Origin of the sequence: Kribbella hippodromi, from assembly GCF_039531045.1 — a bacterium.
GTDB lineage: Bacteria > Actinomycetota > Actinomycetes > Propionibacteriales > Kribbellaceae > Kribbella > Kribbella hippodromi.
The window spans coordinates 15440-33485 of sequence record NZ_BAAAPH010000041.1 but is presented as its reverse complement, the minus strand read 5'-3'; the positions used below and the strand labels follow the sequence as shown (position 1 = coordinate 33485).

16 protein-coding genes and 1 riboswitch are annotated in these 18046 nt (G+C 68.5%); of the genes, 10 read left to right on the top strand and 6 right to left on the bottom strand.

Annotated features, from left to right (window positions below; translation table 11 throughout):
• Nucleotides 1–362: 362 nt before the first annotated feature.
• The 3 genes from ABD260_RS36805 to ABD260_RS36795 form a co-directional block, all read right to left on the bottom strand.
• The gene (locus ABD260_RS36805; protein WP_344241501.1) at nt 363–1106 is read right to left on the bottom strand and encodes an SDR family NAD(P)-dependent oxidoreductase; all 744 of its coding nucleotides are present in this window, start codon (nt 1104–1106) and stop codon (nt 363–365) included.
• A 30-nt stretch (nt 1107–1136) separates the two neighbouring features.
• Nucleotides 1137–2204, bottom strand: coding sequence for a ribosome small subunit-dependent GTPase A (rsgA, locus tag ABD260_RS36800; RefSeq protein WP_344241499.1), 1068 nt, complete (start codon nt 2202–2204; stop codon nt 1137–1139).
• A gap of 151 nt (nt 2205–2355) precedes the next feature.
• Nucleotides 2356–3582: a YihY/virulence factor BrkB family protein gene (locus ABD260_RS36795; RefSeq protein WP_344241497.1), complete on the bottom strand. Its 1227-nt coding sequence runs from the start codon at nt 3580–3582 to the stop codon at nt 2356–2358.
• 18 nt (nt 3583–3600) lie between these two features.
• Between ABD260_RS36795 and ABD260_RS36790 the strand changes: the two genes are divergently transcribed.
• Nucleotides 3601–5220, top strand: coding sequence for an acyl-CoA dehydrogenase family protein (locus tag ABD260_RS36790; protein WP_344241495.1), 1620 nt, complete (start codon nt 3601–3603; stop codon nt 5218–5220).
• Nucleotides 5221–5231: 11 nt separating this feature from the next.
• Nucleotides 5232–5313, top strand: a riboswitch (ZMP/ZTP riboswitch).
• Nucleotides 5314–5341: 28 nt separating this feature from the next.
• A complete protein-coding gene (locus ABD260_RS36785) occupies nt 5342–6790 on the top strand; it encodes a glycine hydroxymethyltransferase (protein ID WP_344241493.1) in 1449 nt (482 codons plus the stop codon).
• A 42-nt stretch (nt 6791–6832) separates the two neighbouring features.
• On the opposite strand, the gene ABD260_RS36780 is transcribed toward ABD260_RS36785, so the two are convergent.
• Nucleotides 6833–8386 (bottom strand): DHA2 family efflux MFS transporter permease subunit, encoded by a 1554-nt coding sequence (locus ABD260_RS36780; RefSeq protein WP_344241491.1) that lies wholly within the window; start codon nt 8384–8386, stop codon nt 6833–6835.
• Nucleotides 8387–8448: 62 nt separating this feature from the next.
• Here ABD260_RS36780 and ABD260_RS36775 point away from each other — a divergent pair, with 62 nt between their 5' ends.
• The 6 genes from ABD260_RS36775 to ABD260_RS36750 all read left to right on the top strand — a co-directional run bounded on the left by ABD260_RS36775 (nt 8449) and on the right by ABD260_RS36750 (nt 14861).
• On the top strand, nt 8449–8919 hold the full coding sequence (locus ABD260_RS36775) for a GbsR/MarR family transcriptional regulator (RefSeq protein ID WP_344241489.1): 471 nt from the start codon (nt 8449–8451) through the stop codon (nt 8917–8919).
• Nucleotides 8920–9328: 409 nt separating this feature from the next.
• Entirely contained in the window at nt 9329–11017 is a 1689-nt protein-coding gene (locus tag ABD260_RS36770) for a nitrite/sulfite reductase (protein ID WP_344241487.1), read from the top strand.
• Between the two features lie 142 nt (nt 11018–11159).
• Complete coding sequence (locus ABD260_RS36765; RefSeq protein WP_344241485.1) at nt 11160–11846, top strand: phosphoadenylyl-sulfate reductase; 687 nt, start codon at nt 11160–11162, stop codon at nt 11844–11846.
• Entirely contained in the window at nt 11843–12742 is a 900-nt protein-coding gene (cysD, locus tag ABD260_RS36760) for a sulfate adenylyltransferase subunit CysD (RefSeq protein ID WP_344241483.1), read from the top strand. The genes ABD260_RS36765 and cysD overlap by 4 nt, the downstream gene beginning before the upstream one ends.
• Complete coding sequence (locus ABD260_RS36755; RefSeq protein ID WP_344241481.1) at nt 12742–14070, top strand: sulfate adenylyltransferase subunit 1; 1329 nt, start codon at nt 12742–12744, stop codon at nt 14068–14070. The genes cysD and ABD260_RS36755 overlap by 1 nt, the downstream gene beginning before the upstream one ends.
• Nucleotides 14067–14861, top strand: a complete 795-nt coding sequence (locus tag ABD260_RS36750) for a sirohydrochlorin chelatase (protein ID WP_344241479.1) — start codon at nt 14067–14069, stop codon at nt 14859–14861. The genes ABD260_RS36755 and ABD260_RS36750 overlap by 4 nt, the downstream gene beginning before the upstream one ends.
• Here the strand turns inward: ABD260_RS36750 and solA are convergent.
• On the bottom strand, nt 14858–15979 hold the full coding sequence (gene solA, locus ABD260_RS36745; protein ID WP_344241477.1) for an N-methyl-L-tryptophan oxidase: 1122 nt from the start codon (nt 15977–15979) through the stop codon (nt 14858–14860). The genes ABD260_RS36750 and solA overlap by 4 nt on opposite strands.
• A 115-nt stretch (nt 15980–16094) precedes the next feature.
• Here solA and ABD260_RS36740 point away from each other — a divergent pair, with 115 nt between their 5' ends.
• Entirely contained in the window at nt 16095–16322 is a 228-nt protein-coding gene (locus ABD260_RS36740) for a hypothetical protein (protein ID WP_344241475.1), read from the top strand.
• Nucleotides 16322–17407 carry a Clp protease N-terminal domain-containing protein gene (locus ABD260_RS36735; RefSeq protein WP_344241473.1) on the top strand — a complete coding sequence of 362 codons (1086 nt, stop codon included), beginning with the start codon at nt 16322–16324 and terminating at the stop codon, nt 17405–17407. The genes ABD260_RS36740 and ABD260_RS36735 overlap by 1 nt, the downstream gene beginning before the upstream one ends.
• Nucleotides 17408–17409: 2 nt before the next feature.
• Here the strand turns inward: ABD260_RS36735 and ABD260_RS36730 are convergent, their stop codons facing one another.
• A complete protein-coding gene (locus ABD260_RS36730; protein WP_344241471.1) occupies nt 17410–18015 on the bottom strand; it encodes a DUF998 domain-containing protein in 606 nt (201 codons plus the stop codon).
• Nucleotides 18016–18046: the final 31 nt, after the last annotated feature.

Here is an 18046-nt window from a genome sequence, read left to right as displayed (position 1 = left end):
GAGCTGGGGTTGGGTTGAGCGGTTGGCTCACCAGCTGGGGTCGGGTTGGGCGGTTAGCTCACCAGCTGGGGTCGGGTTGAGCGGTCGGCTCACCAGCCGGGGTCGGGTTGAGCGGTCGGCTCACCAGCTGGGGTCGGGTTGGGCGGTTGGCTCACGAGCTGGGGTTGGGTTGGGCGGTCGGCTCGCGTGCTGGGGTTGTCCAGTGCGGTTGGCTCGCGTGCTGGGGTTGGGTTGAGCGGTTGGCTCACCAGCTGGGGTTGGGTTGAGCGGTCGGCTCACCAGCTGAGGTTGGGTTGAGCGGTTGGCTCGCGAGCTGGGGTATTCGCCGTGGGTGGGCTTATCGGTTGTGGTTGCTCTTCGGGTTACATGCGGAGGTGGGAGGCGCCGTTGAAGTCGAGGATTGTGCCGGTGGCGAATTCGGCTTCTGGGGAGGCTAGGTAGAGGATTGCGGCTGCTACTTCGGAGGGGGCTGCTACTCGGGCCAGGGGGCTTTCGTCGCTGCGGCGGGTGTAGCCGGGGCCGGAGAGGTTTTCGGCTGCCATGTCGGTGACTGTCCAGCCGGGGGCGATGGCGGTTACGGCTATGCCTTCGGGGCCCAGGGCCCTGGCCAGGGACTGAGTGAGCGAGACGATAGCCGCCTTGGAGGCGCCGTAGGCCGGCTGGTTGGGTTCGCCTCGGAAGGCGCCTCGGGACGAGACGTTGATGATGCGGCCGCCGCGGCGCATGTGCCGGACGGCGCACCAGGTGGTGTTGGCCGGGCCCAGCAGGTTCACGGACAGGGTGTCGGTCCAGGCTTGTTGCCACTCGGCGTACGTGGTCTCGCGGATGCGGTGCGGGTGGTACACGCCCGCGTTGTTGACCAGTACGTCGATGTTGCCCAAGGCGCGAGCCGCGTCCTCGACCATCTGTTCTATGGCGGCCGGGTCAGCTAGATCTGCTTGCACCATGACGTGGCCGGTGCCGGGGAGTTCCTTCAGGAGTTGGGCTGCCGCGTCTGCGGATGCGCCGTAGTGGACTGCTACGCGATCGCCTGCTGCCGCGAAGGCGCGGGCGGTCGCGGCACCGATACCTCGGGAAGCTCCTGTCACCAGCACAGATCGGTTCATGCCGCCGATCCTTTCACCCGGCGGCGACGATCAGGGACGGGGCTTCCACTCGCGGCGGTACGACCTGGCGCCGCGTACTGCCTCCTTCTTTGCCTCGGTGCGTGCGCGTACGTCGGCCCGGCGCGCCATGTACGCCGCCTCCCGCCGCAGCTTCACCCAGCTGTCATAGCGCCGGTACGGCAACGAGCCGTCCTCCAAAGCAGCACGCACCGCGCAGTCCGGCTCCATCACGTGCGAGCAGTCCTTGAACTTGCACTGCTCCGCCAGCGCGGTGATGTCCGGGAACGCAGCCGCTAGCCCCTCCCCTGACTCCTGCAGCCCGATCCCCCGCAGACCAGGCGTGTCTATGACAACCCCACCGCTAGGCAACACAATCAGCTCACGCCGTACGGATGTGTGGCGACCCTTCCCGTCCTCACGGATCGCCTGTACATCCAGCAGCTCCACCCCGGCCAGTGCGTTCACCAGCGACGACTTACCGGCGCCACTGGAGCCCAGCAACGCCAGCGTGGCATTTCCATCCAGCAACGCGCGTACGGAGTCCATGCCCGCACCCGTGGTCGCACTGCACACCAGCACGTCCGCCCCGGGTGCAGCCAGCGCCACGTCCTCGGCCAGCGCATCCGCGTCGCCAACCAGGTCGGACTTGGTCAGTACGACAACAGGACGCGCACCGCTCTCCCAGGCCAGTGCCATGAAGCGCTCGATCCGTACGATGTTCGGCTCTGGTACCAGGCCGACCACGATGGCGATCACGTCGACGTTCGATGCGAGCACCTGGCCGCGTGACGACCCGCCGACCTCTGCGCGGACGATCGCTGTGTGGCGGGGCAGTACTGATTCGACGGTGATGCGGTCGTCCGGCCAACAGCGCAGTACGACCCAGTCCCCCGTACACGGACTGGCCTGTGCGTCGGCGGCGATCTCGGCGAGCAGTGCACCGGACCAGCTGGCGCGGACCGGACCATCGGCGGTGAAGACGACGGCCAGACCTTTGTCGACCCGGGCGACGCGACCCGGGACCAGGCCCGCCGGAACGGACTGCAGAACCTCGGCCGTGGAACCGTCGAGTCCCAGGGCCTGGAGTGTGGCTGACATGCGGCGAACCTTTCGAAGGGTCCGGCCGCGAGATCAGCTCAGCGGACGGACGATGTGGGAGACAACGGCCCGTCGGGCCACGTCGTAGCTCATGGCGGGTTGCCTCCCTCCAAGTCCAGGGCCCGAGCAAGGGGCCGGTTTCGCGATGCCCTCAGCCTAGGTCGTCGGTATCCGCCTGCGCACCGGATTTTCCGACCGCAGCCCGCTTCCGCCGCGCCGCCGGCACCTCCTCCGGCACCTCCGGCCGCGCCTCCTTCGGCGAGTCCGGATGCACCTCCGCCCCCGCCTCCGCCGGCTCCTCCTCCGCAGCCCCCTTCTCCACTGCGGCAGGTCGCTCAGCCAGCTTCTCCACCTTCTCCGCCGCGGCGACCCCCGCGTGCTCGTCCGCCTCCGTCGGGGTCAACGGATGCGCGTGGTGCTGCTCCGGCTCAGCCTTCATCACAGGCTCGACCTCGGCGGCGTCCTTGACCTCCACCACCTGCGCCTTGTGCGGCCACAGCCGGTCCACCACCGCGTTCAGCGCTGCCCCGATCAGCACCGCGATAGCAGTCATGTACAGCCACATCAGCACCGCGATCGGCGCCGCCAGCGGCCCGTAGATCGACGTACCCCCGACAGTGCTCTGCAGCACCCACCGCAGCACAAAGCTGCCCAGGATCCAGATCGACAGCGCCAGGAACGACCCAGGCAGGTCAGAGACCCAAGGCGTCCGGATCGGCACCGACAGGTGGTACAGCGTGTTCAGGAAGCCCGCCGACAGGATCGTGACGACCGGCCAGTACAGCTGGTTCAGGAAGTCCAGCCGGTGCGGCAGCAGAGCGTCGACCGCACTAGGACCGGCCAGCACCAGCGGCAGCACGATGACGCCGATGACGAGCGCGGCGCAGTACAGGGAGAAGGACAGCGCGCGGGTACGGATGATGCCGCGCTTGCCGCCCATCCCGTACATGATCGTGATGGTGTCGACGAAGACGTTCAGCGCCCGGCTGCCGGACCACAGCGCGAGCAGGAAACCGATCGAGATGACATCCGGCCGGCCACCGTTCAGCACCTGGTCGAGGGTCGGCGTGATCACGTTCTTGATCGAGTCGTCGGTCAGCGCCCGCGCGGCCAGGTCGACGATCTGCTTCTTGACGTCGTTGATCGTCTCGACCTCGAACCACTTGCTGGCGATGTACCCGAGACTTCCGGCCAGCCCGAAGATCAGCGGCGGCAGCGAGAGAATGGCGAAGAACGCCCCCTCCGCCGCGAGCCCGGTGACCCGGTAGCGCATGCAGACGCCGATGGTCTGGGTGAGCAGCTTCCAGGTCGTCGCGGGGATCCGGCGAACCCATGAGAGGGAGCTCCCACCAGTGGGTCCTGCCCCGATACGTGCCATACCGCTTACCGTACTGACATGGCGGACCCATTCGCGGTAACGAATCAGGCTCCCCCACTGCGGGGCGTGAACTTCTTCACCCAGGACGTGGGCCTCGGTGACGCTCTGCGGTCGTACGCGGACCTGGCCGAGGATCCGGGTCTGCAGCGGATCGGCGCGGTGGCCGGGTCCGAGGAGGCCCGCGCGTACGCCCTGCCGGCGAACCAGAACCCGCCGGTCCTGCGCACCCACGACCGGTACGGGAACCGGGTCGACGAGGTCGACTTCCACCCGGCCTGGCACTGGCTGATGACCCAGGCCGTCGGCTTCGGGCTGCAGGCGGCGCCCTGGACCAGCGACCGCCCGGCGCCGCATCTGACCCGCGCGGCCGGGTTCTACCTGTGGTCCCAGGTGGAACCGGGGCACGGCTGCCCGATCTCGATGACGTACGCGAGCGTGCCGGCGCTGCGCGCGGACGAGCGGCTCGCGGCGGAGTGGGTGCCGCGACTGGCAGCCACGGAGTACGACGTACGCCGGCTGCCGCCCGCGGCGAAGACCGGTGTGCTTGCCGGGATGGGGATGACCGAAAAGCAGGGCGGGTCGGACGTGCGCGCGAATCTGACCACTGCCACACCGGTCGGCGGCGACGGCGAGTACCAGCTGAACGGCCACAAGTGGTTCTGCTCCGCGCCGCAGGTCGATGTGTTCCTGGTCCTCGCGCAGGCGCCGGACGGGCTGAGCTGCTTTGTCGTACCGCGCGTCCTTGCCGACGGCAACCGGAACCCGTTCGCGCTGCAGCGGCTCAAGGACAAGCTCGGGAACCGGTCGAACGCGTCCTCCGAGGTCGAGTTCCACGGCACGATCGGCTACCGGCTCGGCGAGGAAGGGGCCGGTGTCCGGACCATCATCGAGATGGTCGCCGCGACCCGGCTGGACTGTGTACTCGGATCGTCCGCGCTCCAGCGCCGGGCCCTGGTCGAAGCGATCTGGCACACCCGGCACCGCTCCGCGTTCGGCGGCCTGCTCGCCGACAAGCCCGCGATGCAGAACGTACTCGCCGACCTCGCCATCGAGAGCGAGGCGGCGACGGCGCTGGCCATGCGCCTCGCGGCCGCGGTCGACTCGGCCGACCCGAAGGAGGCTGCCTTCCGGCGGATCGGGCTGCCGCTGGGGAAGTTCTGGGTGTGCAAGCGGACGCCGTTCATGGTGGCCGAAGCGGTCGAGTGCCTCGGCGGGAACGGGTACGTCGAGGAGTCCGGTATGCCGCTGCTCTACCGGGAATCACCGTTGAACTCGATCTGGGAAGGCTCCGGCAACGTCAACGCCCTCGACGTACTGCGTGCGCTCCGCCGACCCGAGTCGCTGGACGCCTGGCTGATGGAAGTCGCCTCGGTCCAAGGCGCCGACACCCGCCTGGACGCGGCGGTGAACGACGTACTGCAAGCGCTTGCTGATCTGGACAATGCCGAAGCCGGCGCGCGCAGGCTGGCCGCGCAGATGGCCCTGTGCCTGCAGGGATCGCTGCTGATCCGGCACTCGACGCCCGAGGTCGCGGACGCGTTCGTGGCGTCCCGGCTGGCCGGCGACTGGGGCGGCGTGTTCGGTACGTTGCCGCGGACGACGCCGTTCGAGCGGATCGTCACGCGCGCGATAGGGTAACTGTGCCTTTTCACAAGGGCAGCGACTGGCGCGCTGAGGTGGAGAACCACCGGGGAGCGAAACCGGTCGGCACCGTGCGCCTGGGTGCCGACGACCCACTGCGACCGCAGGAGAGACAACGATGACTCAACCGTTTGACGCCGCCGCCGCGTCGGCCGCGTACAACAACGCGCTGCAGGTGATCGCCTCGGTGGAGCCCACCATCGCCGGTGCGATCCGGTCCGAGCTGGCCGACCAGCGCTCGTCCCTGAAGCTGATCGCGAGCGAGAACTACGCCTCCCCGGCGACGCTGCTGACGATGGGCAACTGGCTGTCGGACAAGTACGCCGAGGGCACCATCGGGCACCGCTTCTACGCCGGCTGCCAGAACATCGACACCGTCGAGCAGACCGCCGCCGACCATGCGCGGGCGCTGTTCGGGGCCCCGCACGCGTACGTGCAGCCGCACTCCGGGATCGACGCCAACCTGGTCGCGTTCTGGGCGATCCTGGCCCAGCGGATCGAGTCGCCGGCGCTCGCCGAGGCCGGCGCGAAGCACGTGAACGACCTGACCGACGAGGACTGGACCAAGCTCCGCAAGGCACTCGGCGACCAGAAGATGCTCGGCATGTCGCTCGACGCCGGCGGTCACCTGACGCACGGTTTCCGGCCGAACATCTCCGGCAAGATGTTCAACCAGCACTCGTACGGCACCGACCCCGGGACCGGTCTGCTCGACTACGACGAGGTCGCGCGGAAGGCCCGCGAGTTCAAGCCGCTGATCCTGATCGCCGGCTACTCGGCGTACCCGCGGAAGGTGAACTTCGCGAAGATGCGCGAGATCGCCGACGAGGTCGGTGCGACCCTGATGGTCGACATGGCGCACTTCGCCGGCCTGGTCGCGGGCAAGGTCTTCACCGGCGACTTCGACCCGGTGCCGCACGCGCACGTCACCACCACGACCACACACAAGTCGCTGCGCGGACCGCGGGGCGGCATGGTGCTGTGCCAGCCGGAGTACGCCGAGTCGGTCGACCGCGGTTGCCCGATGGTTCTCGGTGGGCCGCTGAGCCAGACGATGGCGGCGAAGGCGGTCGCGCTGGCCGAGGCGCGGCAGCCGCAGTTCCAGGAGTACGCGCAGGCCGTTGCGGACAACGCGGTCACGCTGGCCGAGGGGCTGATGAAGCGCGGCGTGAAGCTGGTGACGGACGGTACCGAGAACCACCTGGTGCTGCTGGACGTTTCCTCGTACGGGATCACCGGCCGGCAGGCGGAGTCCGCGTTGCTGGACGCGGGCATCGTCACCAACCGCAACGCCGTACCGCGCGACCCGAACGGCGCCTGGTACACCTCGGGCGTCCGGATCGGTACGCCGGCGCTGACCACGCGCGGCTTCGGCGCCGACGAGTTCGACCGGGTGGCCGAGCTGATCGTGGACGTACTGTCCGCGACCACCCCGACCACGACCTCCGCCGGTGCGCCGTCCAAGGCGAAGTACGTCCTCGCCGACGGCGTCGCCGACAAGGTGAAGGCCGCCTCCGCCGAGATGCTCGACAAGCACCCCCTGTACCCAGGCCTCGAGCTCAGCTGATCACGAGCAGCGTCCGCTCCAACTGGGGCGGACGCTGTCCGGTCAGGCGTCCGACTGGACGCCCATCAGTGCGTCCTGCGAGGCCTTTGCGGCTCGCTTCGGCATCAGTACCGCCGCGAGCACCGCGCCCGCGACCGCGATGCCTCCCGACACCCACATCGTGGTGTTCAGGCTGCTCATGAACGCATCCCGCACGTCGGCGAGCAACTCCGGCGAACCTGTCTTCGCCGCGACCGCCAGCCCACCGCCGAGACTCTTCTCGACCGCGTCCGCCGCCGGCCCCGGCAGTGCGCTCGTATCGACGCCGTGCCGGTAAACCGAGTTCAGGATCGTCCCGAGTACGGCGACCCCGACCGTCCCGCCAACCTGGCGAAACGCCTGCAGCAGCCCGGATCCGGTGCCCGCCCGCTCCGGATCCAGCACCCCGAGCGCCGCGTTCATTGCCTGTGGCATCGAACACCCCAGCCCGAACCCGACCACCACGAACCAGATCGCCGTGTACCCGTACCCGGTGCTCAAGCCGGTGAAGGCACCGAGCACGAACCCGGCCGCCATCACCAGGAACCCGGTCATCACGACGAGCCGCGTACCGAGCTTCGCCTCCACCGGCTCGGCCAGCTTCGCACCGACCGTCATGCCACCGATGAACGGCAGCAGCTTCAGCCCGGTGTGCAGCGCGTCCGACCCGTTGATGCCCTGGAAGTACTGCGGCATCGTGAACAACAGCCCGAAGATCGCGAACACCGAGACCGTCAGCAGTACCGCTCCCCCGGTGAACACCCGCTGACTGAACAAGCGCAGCTCGATCAACGGTTCCCGGGTCCGGCGCTGCCAGAACAGGAAGCCCGCGATCAAAAGGACGGCCAGGCCGAGGAACAGTACGGTCGCCGCATCGCCCCAGGACGATTCACCGGCCTTGGTCACGCCGTACACCAGCGCGGCCAGGCCCGTACTGGACAGGATGATGCCCAGCCAGTCGATCGCCGGGCGATTCGTACTGCGGGACTCCGGGATCAGTGCGGTGACCGCGACCGCGGCGATCAGCGCGATCGGGACGTTCATCAGGAAGATCCACTCCCAGCCGGCGTGGTCGAGCAGCAGACCGCCGACGATCGGGCCGAGCGGCATGCCGATGCTGTTCGCGACCACGAAGAAGCCGATCGCCTTCTTCCGCTCAGCCTCGGAACGGAACAGCACGGTGATCAGCGACAGCGCGACCGGCACGATCATCGCGGCGCCGATCCCGAGGAACGCCCGCGCCGCGATGAGCGCGCCGGCGGAGTCGGCGAGCGCGCAGGCCAGCGATGCGGCGCCGAAGAGCGTCAGGGCGATCGCGATGATCTTGCGCCGCCCGTACCGGTCGCCGAGCAGGCCGGCGGGGAGCAGTAGCGCGGCGAGGACCAGGTTGTAGCTGTTCGCCATCCACTGCAGCTGGCTGGTCGAGGCGTCCAGGTCCTCGGCCAGGGTCGGCAGGGCGACATTCAGCACGGTCGTGTCCAGGCCGAGGACCAGGACGGCGAGGCAGAGCGCGATCAGTACGCCGAAGCGGCGGCCGCCCGTGAGCGCCGGCGCCGAAGTGTCGAGGGAGGAGGTCATGAATTCAAATTATCAGAACTTTGTGATAGTTGCGATAAATCCGATTACTGTAAGCTTCAACCATGGTTGCGGAACCCGGTCCGGAGGCAGTGAGTCAGTTCGTCGAGCGGTTCGCGGGCGTGCTGGCGAACAGCGGCGTACCGACCATGTCCGCCCGGGTGATGGGCGCGATGCTGGTCAGCCCGACCGGCACGATGACCGCCGCCGAACTGGCCGAGGCGCTCAAGATCAGCCAGCCCGCGGTCTCCGGCGCCGTCCGGCAACTGCTCCAGGTGTCGTTCATCTCCCGCGAACGGCTGCCCGGCTCGCGCAAGGACCACTACCGGATCCGCGAGGACGTCTTCGCCGCCATCCTGGAACGCCGCAACCAGGCGCTCGGCGAATGGGAGTCGATCAGCCGCTCCGGCGCGGCCCTGTTCGGCCACGACTCCCCCGTCGGCACCCGCCTGACCGAAGCCGCCGACTTCTTCGCGTTCATCCACACCGACCTGGAACAGATGATCAAGAACTGGCGCGCCGAACACTCACAATGAGCCGGCCGTCGCCGTGTGAGGCATCTCTCGGTGACAGGCCGCATAAAGCACTGGAAGCGCTTGGATCAATCTCCAGCAGGCTGGTGTACATAACCACATCGTGAGATCAGGTCTCAGGATGTAGGAATGGGAGTTGATTTGTCAGCCGCTGGCGCTGACGCTTGTGGACATGCTCGCTGCCCGCTCCACTCACCTCGTAGGTCGGATTCATGTCGACCTCGGGCGGATGCGCAGCGCCATCTGTTGTCCTTCGATGTTCTGACAGCCACCCTGCCCGGGCCACTGACGGCCCCCTGATCTCTCCCGATCACCGCTGGGTGCGCACCGCGCGGAACGCATCGAATCGACGACGCTTCGATCTCGCCGCCCGCCGGTGGGCACCTGTCACGAGGACAAGGACACGCCCCCGATGACTGCTGGCGTCACCGCACCTGCCCGCAAACCCGCCCGCCCGCGCAAGGGCAAGGGCGAAGGCCAGTGGGCGCTCGGCTACCGCGAGCCGCTGAACAAGAACGAGGAGAACAAGAAGAACGACGACGGCCTGAACGTCCGGGCCCGGATCGAGAACGTGTACGCGCACCGCGGGTTCGACTCGATCGACCCGGCCGATCTGCGCGGGCGGTTCCGCTGGTGGGGGCTGTACACCCAGCGCAAGCCCGGGATCGACGGCGGCAAGACCGCGACGCTCGAGCCGGAGGAGCTGGACGACCGCTACTTCATGATGCGGGTCCGGATCGAGGGCGGGCAGCTGACCACCGAGCAGCTGCGCGTGATCGCGGACCTCTCCACGGAGTACGCGCGGGACACCGCCGACATCACCGACCGGCAGAACATCCAGCTGCACTGGATCGCGATCGAGGACGTGCCGGCGATCTGGCAGCGGCTCGAGGCAGTCGGCCTGTACACCACCGAGGCGTGCGGTGACGTACCGCGCGTGGTGATCGCCAGCCCGGTCGCGGGCATCGCCGCCGACGAGATCATCGACCCGACACCGGCGATCGACGAGATCGTGTCGAAGTACATCGGGTCGGACGAGTTCTCGAACCTGCCGCGGAAGTTCAAGACCGCGCTGACCGGGCATCCGTCGCACGATGTCGTACCGGAAGTGAACGACATCGCGTTCGTCGGCGTCGTGCACCCCGAGCACGGGCCGGGCTTCGACCTCTGGGTCGGCGGCGGCCTGTCGACGAACCCGATGCTCGCGCAGCGGCTGGGCACCTGGATTCCGCGCGAGGAGGTGGCCGAGGCGTGGTGGGGTGTCACCAGCATCTTCCGCGACTACGGCTACCGCCGGCTGCGGAACCGGGCCCGGCTGAAGTTCCTGGTCGCCGACTGGGGCGTGGAGAAGTTCCGTGAGGTGCTGGAGGAGAAGTACCTCAAGCGGAAGCTGATCGACGGGCCGGCGCCGGAAGTGCCGGCGGTTCAGGGCGACCACATCGGCGTACACAAGCAGCAGGACGGGAAGTACTTCGTCGGGATCGCGCCGGTCGTCGGCCGGGTTTCGGGTACGTCGCTGGCGAAGGTCGCGGACGTGGTCGCCCGGCACGGCTCGAACCGGATTCGGACCACCGCGCAGCAGAAGCTGCTCGTCCTGGACGTGGACGAGGCGCAGGTCGACTCGCTGGTCGCCGAGCTGGACGCGCTCGGGTTCCAGGCGAACCCGTCGGCCTGGCGGCGGAACACGATGGCCTGCACCGGGATCGAGTTCTGCAAGCTGGCGATCGTCGAGACCAAGGCGAAGGCGGCCCGGCTGATCGACGAGCTCGAGGAGCGGATTCCGGAGCTGGACGTGCCGATCACGGTGAACGTGAACGGCTGCCCGAACTCGTGCGCCCGGATTCAGACCGCGGACATCGGTCTCAAGGGCCAGTTGGTGATGGATGCCGACGGCAACCAGGTGCCCGGGTACCAGGTGCATCTCGGCGGCGGGCTCGGGCTGGACGCCGGCTTCGGCCGGAAGCTGCGCGGTCACAAGGTGATCGCCGACGACCTGACCGACTACATCGAGCGGGTCACGCAGAACTACCTGAAGGAGCGCAACGAGGGCGAGCGCTTCGCCCAGTGGGTCACCCGAGCGGACGAGGAGGCTCTCCAATGAGTGAGCGCGCCGCACCTCTGTACTGCCCTTACTGCGGAGACGAGGACCTCCGGCCCTCCGACGAAGGCCATGGTGCGTGGGAGTGCCGGCCGTGTGCACGGGTGTTCCAGCTGAAGATGATCGGACTGCGGGTGACGGTGGAATGAGTACGGACCTGAAGACGCTCGCCGAGGAGGCGAACGAACGGCTGGCCGACGCGTCGCCGCTGGAGGTACTCGTCTGGGCGCGGGAGACCTTCGGCGACGAACTGGTGGTGACCGCCTCGATGGCCGACGGCGCGCTCCCCCACCTCGCCGCCGCCGCGGCGCCCGGTGTGGACGTGCTGTTCCTCGACACCGGCTACCACTTCGCGGAAACGATCGGCACCCGGGACGCGGTCGCCGCGACGCTGCCGATCCACCTGATCAACGCACTGCCGAAGCAGACCGTGGCCGAGCAGGACGCCGAGTACGGCGAGAAGCTGCACGACCGCGAGCCGAACAAGTGCTGCGCGCTGCGCAAGGTCGAGCCGCTGAACCGGTACCTGTCCGGGTACAAGGCGTGGGTCACCGGCATCCGCCGCGAAGAGGCACCGACCCGCGCGAACACGCCCGTCGTCGAGTACGACGAGAAGCGCGACATGGTGAAGCTCAACCCGATCGCACCGTGGACGCAGGAGGACCTGGACGCGTACATCCAGGACAACGGCGTACTCGTGAACCTGCTGCAGTACGACGGCTACCCGTCGATCGGCTGCGAACCGTGCACGCAACGCGTCGCCCCGGGCGAAGACCCCCGCAGCGGTCGCTGGGCCGGTACGGGCAAGGTGGAATGCGGGCTGCACACATGACCGCGACCGTGACAGAGCTTGATGCTCTGGAGAGCGAATCCATCTTTGTGTTCCGTGAGGTGGCGGCGGAGTTCGAGCGGCCGGTGATCTTGTTCTCCGGTGGTAAGGACTCGATCGTGATGCTGCACCTGGCGCGGAAGGCGTTCGCGCCGGCTGGGGTGCCGTTCACGTTGCTGCATGTGGACACCGGGCACAACTTCCCCGAGGTGCTGGCGTACCGCGATTCCGTGGTGGAGGAGTTGGGGCTGCGGTTGGAGGTCGCGCGGGTCGAGGAGTACATCGCGGACGGGCGGCTGCGGGAGCGTACCGACGGGACGCGGAACCAGCTACAGACGATTCCGTTGCTGGATGCAATCAACAGCAACCGGTTCGACGCGGTGTTCGGTGGCGGCCGGCGGGATGAGGAGCGGGCCCGGGCGAAGGAACGGATCTTCAGCCTGCGCGACGAGTTCGGCCAGTGGGACCCGCGGAACCAGCGGCCGGAGTTGTGGTCGCTGTACAACGGCAAGCACCGGCCGGGCGAGCACGTGCGCGTCTTCCCGCTGTCGAACTGGACCGAGCTCGACGTCTGGAACTACATCGAGCGCGAGGGCATCCCGCTGCCGAGCATCTACTACGCGCACGAGCGGGACGTGTTCGAGCGCGACGGCATGTTGCTTGCCGTCGGCCCCTACTCGCAGCCGCGCGACGGCGAAACCGTTGCCCAGCGCACCGTCCGCTACCGGACCGTCGGCGACATGTCCTGCACCGGCGCGGTCGCGAGCGACGCGACCACGGCAGCCGAGGTCGTGATCGAGGTCGCGGCCAGTGAGATCACCGAACGCGGCGCCACCCGCGCCGACGACCGGGCCAGCGAGGCCGCGATGGAAGACCGCAAGCGAGAGGGGTACTTCTGATGAGCACTCCGAGCGAACGGCTCGCGCAACGCGGCCTGCTGCGACTCGCGACCGCGGGATCGGTGGACGACGGCAAGTCGACACTGGTCGGGCGGCTGTTGCACGACTGCAAGGCGATCCTCGCCGACCAGATCGCGCACGTGAAAACCGTCACTGCATCACGCGGGGGAGCCCGCGGCGGTGGGGACTTCGACTTCGCGCTGCTCACCGACGGCCTGCGGGCCGAACGCGAGCAGGGCATCACGATCGACGTCGCGTACCGGTACTTCGCCACCGATAAGCGCTCGTTCATCCTGGCCGACTGCCCCGGCCACGTGCAGTACACCCGCAACACCGTCACCGGCGCATCGACTGCGGACGTCGTGATCATCCTCGTGGACGCACGGCACGGCGTACTCGAACAGACCCGCCGCCATCTCGCGGTCGCCGGGCTGCTCCGCGTACCGCATGTGGTGCTCGCGGTGAACAAGATCGACCTGGTCGGCTACGACGAGGCCGTCTACACCAAGATCGCCGAGGACGTCGGTGAAGTAGCCGACCAGCTCGGTATCGCCGACCTGCAGGCGATTCCGGTCTCCGCGCTCGTCGGTGACAACGTGGTCGCACGGTCCGCGCAGACCGCCTGGTACGACGGGCCGACGCTGCTCGAGCTGCTGGAGAACGCCAACGGACGGACCGACACCTCCAGCCAGCCGCTGCGGTTCCCCGTCCAGTACGTGATCCGGCCGCAGACCGACGACCAGTACCGCGACTACCGCGGCTACACCGGAACCGTTGCCTCCGGCACCGTCACCGTCGGCGACCAGGTCATCGTGCTGCCGGCCGGCCGCCGTACCTCCGTCGCCGGCATCGACCGCCCGGTCGTCACCGCCACTTCGACAAGCGTTGCCGAGCGGCCGTCCGCGGTCGCCGGTGAAGCGGTCACGGTCCGGCTCGCCGACGACATCGACGTCGCCCGCGGCTCGGTGATCGTCGCCGCGGAGGCCTCCCCCGGTACCCGCCGGGAGCTGGCCGCCACCGTCAGCTGGCTGTCCGACCGGCCACTGACCGTCGGGGCCCGGGTGCTGATCAAGCACACCACCACCAGCGCACAGGCGATCGTCACCAAGATCACCGGCGCGCTGGACCTCGACACGCTCGGCGTCATCGACGCCGCCGAGCTCCACCTGAACGACATCGGCAAGGTGCAACTCAAGATCGCCGCACCGCTCGCCGCCGACCCGTACTCCCGCAACACCATCACCGGATCGTTCCTGCTGATCGACGCCCACGACGGGTGGACGCTGGCAGCCGGCATGATCGACGACGAAGAAGGGGAACTGCTGTGACTGCTCCAGCGCTCGTGATCCTCGCCCACGGCAGCCGCGACCCGCGCTCGGCCGCCACCGTCCACTCGCTGGTGAAGTGCCTGCGGGAGATGCGGTCCGACCTGCGGATCGAAGCCTCCTTCCTCGACCACTGCCCGCCGACGCCGTTCCAGGTCCTCGGCAAACTCGCCGCCGAAGGTGTCGAGGAGATCGTCGTGCTGCCGCTGCTGCTGTCGGCCGCGTACCACGCGCGCACCGACGTACCCGCCGTGATCGACGAGGCCCGCAGCCGGTACCCGCAGCTGCGGATCATCGCCTCCGACGTCCTCGGGTACGACGAGACGCTGCTGGAGGTCCTTGACCGGCGGATGCGCGCCGAGCTGAAGGACGGCCGCGTACGCGAGCTGGACGCCCTTGTCCTGGCCTGCGCCGGTTCGAGCGACTCGCACGCGAACGCGAGCGTCACCCGCCTCGCCCGCCTCTGGGGCCAGCGCCACAAGCTGCCGGTCACCGCCGCGTTCGTCTGCGCCGCGTCGCCGTCGCCGGCCGAGGCCGTCCTGCAGTGGCGACTGGAGGGTCGTCGCCACGTGGCGGTCGGCTCGCTGTTCCTCGCACCAGGCGTCCTCCCGGACCGGGCCGAGTCCACCTCACGCCGAGCCGGCGCCGTCGCTGTCTCGCGCCCGTTGGGTGTCAGCACCGAGGTGGCCCGCCTGGTCCTGCTCCGCTACGGCGTGGCCGGCCTGGATCTCCTCACCCTGGAGCCGGCCCCGCGTCCGGTCCTCGCCCGGCCCGAGCTGGTACGGACCGCCTAGAACCGATGTGGATCGACGAAGGAGGCGTCCGCGAAGGGCGTCTCCTTCGTCGTCAGCTGGGCCAGCAGCTCGCCGATTCCGGCGCAGTGCTTGAAGCCGTGGCCGTTGTCACCACCGGCGATCACCAGCCGCTCGTCGTACCGGCCGACCAGGAACTGCCCGTCCGGGGTGTCGGTCACCATGCACGGAATCGCCTTCACCGGCGCCGGATCGAGCCCCGGAAACGCCCGCCCGACCGCGGCCGCCAGCTCCGCGATGTCGGCGATCGGATGGATGTACCGATCGAGCTCGTCCGGGTCGAAGCCGGTCGGGTCTGAGCTGCCGTCGAGACCGACCTTCACGCCGAATCCGTCGTCCGATCCATGCCCCCACAACCCGCGCCCGTCGGCGAACTCCCAGATGAACGACGGGAAGTTCGCCAGCCGGAACGCTTCTGAGTCCGGATCAGCCGGCTGGAACCAGAACAGCGGCGTACGCCGAGGGGTCGCCGGTAGACCAGGCACCAGCTTGCCCAGCCACGCACCGGCGCAGACCACGAACTGCTCGGCCTCGATGTCCACGGTCGGCGTCCGCACGGTCACGCCGTCCGTTCGTACGTCGATCTCGGTGACCATCGTGTGCGGGTAGACCGTGGCGCCCAACCGCTCCGCCTCCGCGACCTGCGCGCGTACGGTCGGCTCGGCGTAGCAGATGCCCGCGCCCGGGTCCCAGACGGCGACATCGCCGGGCTCCAGGTTGTACTGCGGGTATTTGGCCCGGAGCTCCTCGTGGGACAGATCGATCGTCGACGCCCCGATCGCGGCCGCCTTGCGTGTACCGGTCACCGGGGCGCTGGTCGGGCTTCCGACGTTGAGCGATCCGGTCTGGCGTACGTACGTCTCCCCTGTGCGCTCGCCCAGCTCGGTCCACAACGCCAGCGACTTGCGGGCGAGCTCGGTCAGCCCCGGATGCTCCATACACGCCACCCGGAACAACCGCGTCGTTCCATGCGACGACCCAAACGCATGCCCGATCGCCTGCCGCTCAATGCCAACCACCCGCACCCCGCGCGCCGCCAGCCGCCACAAGCTCGCCGACCCAAACGCCCCCAACCCCACAACCACCACATCAGTCCGCATCCCCCCACCCTCCCCCAAAACCGCGCTTTGAGAACCCACCCCGCGTTTCCCACGCCGGAAAGTGCGTGGTGGCTTCTCAAAGGGGCTTGCTTGATAGCGTGATATCTTGATAGCTATGGCGGCGGATGGGACGAAGAACATTCTTTTGCGGTTGGAGCCGGAGCTCGCGGAGCGGTTGCGGACGGTGGCTTCGGTGGAGGGGCGGTCGGTGTCCGACGTTGCCCGCGAGGCGATCGCGGCGTTGGTCGATCAGCGGCGGCAGGACGTCCGGTTCAGCCGGCTGCTGGAGGAGAATCTCGCCCGCCACGAGGAGTCGTTGCGGGCGCTCCGGAGCGACGACTGATGCGTTACCTCGGGCGGTACGACGTGCTCGCGATCGCCGCCCGCGTACTGCGCCGCGACTCCGGCGAGGTCGTCCGCCGGACCGATCTGGACACCATCGATCGCGTACTCGACAGCGTACGGCTGGCGAGCAGCCTTGCCGAAGCCGCCGGTGTACTACTGGCCGGCCTGGTACGCGCAAGGCCCTTCGACGGCGCCAACCGGGTCGTAGCGGTCGCGGTCGTACTGCAGTTCGTGTCGCTCAACCGGGCCGAGCTGCAACTCGAACCAGTAGCGGACGTCGACGACTTGCTCGACCGGATCACGGCCGGTGCGGCGAGCCACCAAGAGGCGGCAACGTTCATCCGCAGCCGCCTCGAACACCGGCCGGTCACCCCGGCGGACCTGGAAGAACACCTGGGCGTCGAGCTGCTGCTGCAGGAAGAGGATCTGACCCAGGACTGGTGGAGGGGACTCGACATGTACGAGCAATTCGGCGAACCCGCCCGGCAGGTCATCCTGCTGGCACAAGAGGAAGCGCGCAACCTCGACCACACGTACGTCGGAACCGAGCATCTACTCCTCGGCCTGATCGTCCATCGCGACAACGCCGCTGCCCGGGTGCTGTCCGACTTGGACATCACCGCACCGGCCGTACGCGACCTGGTTGTCGAGATCATCGGCCGGGGAAAGGGCGGTGCGACCGCCGGTACGACCCCGTTCACGCCGCGGGCTCGGAGTACGTTCGAGTACGCCTGGGGCGAGGCGCGGGCGCGCGGGGCGCAGCAGGTCGGCCCGGAGCACCTGCTGCTCGGCGTACTGCAGGACGGTGACGGAGTCGGCGGCCAAATCATCACGAAGCTTGCCGAAAGCACCGATCAGGTCCGCCGCAAACTCGACCGGCACCTGACCTGGCGTGAACGATCCGAGGCCGCCGTGGCCGGCGCACTGACCGAGGACGCGACCACCGCCTGGACCACCTACGGCCGCCGGCACCACCTGATCGCCGAGCTCAACGCCGTCCTCGACGAGAACGAACGCCTGCACGAACAGGTCGCCAATCTCCGCGATCTGCTCCGCCGCCACGGCATCAACCCGGACGGCTGAGTTCAGGCGAGCTGGCGCACCAGGCAGATCGCGACCGTCAGGAACCACAGGTTGGTGCTGAGCAGAAAGCCGCGTTCGAACAGGCCGAACACGCGCCGCAGCCGCGGTACCAGTGCGATCACCAGCAGGACGAGCGACACCAGCGCCACGATCCGCAGTACGCCGAGAAAGTCACCGACCGAGGCCCACGCGCCGAGCGTACGAAGCTCGGGCGTGATCCCGGCGACCGCGGAGTACGTGAACGCGAACGCGGCCACCGCGAACACGTAGTGCAGCCGTCCCGACGTCGTCAGCCGCTGCCCTTCCAGGTCGGTCGGGTACTTCAGCATCCCGACCCGGGTCACCGGGATCAGGAACAGGAAGACCAGTTGGAGCACCGTCACGGTCGGCGTACCAGGCTCAACCGCCAGGCCCGCCGCCAACGCGAGAATCCCCAGCGACGAGGCCACCAGCGCCCAGCGGAACAGGCCGGCGTACCGGCCGACACCGTAGTCACTGACGGCATGCCGCACCGGGTGATACCCGGTCGGCAGCAGGTGCAGTGCGACGAACAATCCTAGGTAGCCGGCCATCCCCACCACGGCTACGGCTGCGAAAACCATCCCCATGGCGGTAAATATAAGCTGCCGCCGCAGCCAA

What these genes read in the sequence shown, in the direction of transcription:
- ABD260_RS36765 (WP_344241485.1), top strand. Translation starts at nt 11,160, where the DNA reads ATGAGTACGGACCTGAAGACGCTCGCCGAGGAGGCGAACGAACGGCTG.
- ABD260_RS36730 (WP_344241471.1), bottom strand. Translation starts at nt 18,015, where the DNA reads ATGGGGATGGTTTTCGCAGCCGTAGCCGTGGTGGGGATGGCCGGCTAC.
- cysD (WP_344241483.1), top strand. Translation starts at nt 11,843, where the DNA reads ATGACCGCGACCGTGACAGAGCTTGATGCTCTGGAGAGCGAATCCATC.
- solA (WP_344241477.1), bottom strand. Translation starts at nt 15,979, where the DNA reads ATGCGGACTGATGTGGTGGTTGTGGGGTTGGGGGCGTTTGGGTCGGCG.
- ABD260_RS36740 (WP_344241475.1), top strand. Translation starts at nt 16,095, where the DNA reads ATGGCGGCGGATGGGACGAAGAACATTCTTTTGCGGTTGGAGCCGGAG.
- ABD260_RS36780 (WP_344241491.1), bottom strand. Translation starts at nt 8,386, where the DNA reads ATGACCTCCTCCCTCGACACTTCGGCGCCGGCGCTCACGGGCGGCCGC.
- ABD260_RS36795 (WP_344241497.1), bottom strand. Translation starts at nt 3,582, where the DNA reads ATGGCACGTATCGGGGCAGGACCCACTGGTGGGAGCTCCCTCTCATGG.
- ABD260_RS36735 (WP_344241473.1), top strand. Translation starts at nt 16,322, where the DNA reads ATGCGTTACCTCGGGCGGTACGACGTGCTCGCGATCGCCGCCCGCGTA.
- ABD260_RS36805 (WP_344241501.1), bottom strand. Translation starts at nt 1,106, where the DNA reads ATGAACCGATCTGTGCTGGTGACAGGAGCTTCCCGAGGTATCGGTGCC.
- ABD260_RS36770 (WP_344241487.1), top strand. Translation starts at nt 9,329, where the DNA reads ATGACTGCTGGCGTCACCGCACCTGCCCGCAAACCCGCCCGCCCGCGC.
- ABD260_RS36775 (WP_344241489.1), top strand. Translation starts at nt 8,449, where the DNA reads ATGGTTGCGGAACCCGGTCCGGAGGCAGTGAGTCAGTTCGTCGAGCGG.
- rsgA (WP_344241499.1), bottom strand. Translation starts at nt 2,204, where the DNA reads ATGTCAGCCACACTCCAGGCCCTGGGACTCGACGGTTCCACGGCCGAG.
- ABD260_RS36790 (WP_344241495.1), top strand. Translation starts at nt 3,601, where the DNA reads ATGGCGGACCCATTCGCGGTAACGAATCAGGCTCCCCCACTGCGGGGC.
- ABD260_RS36785 (WP_344241493.1), top strand. Translation starts at nt 5,342, where the DNA reads ATGACTCAACCGTTTGACGCCGCCGCCGCGTCGGCCGCGTACAACAAC.
- ABD260_RS36755 (WP_344241481.1), top strand. Translation starts at nt 12,742, where the DNA reads ATGAGCACTCCGAGCGAACGGCTCGCGCAACGCGGCCTGCTGCGACTC.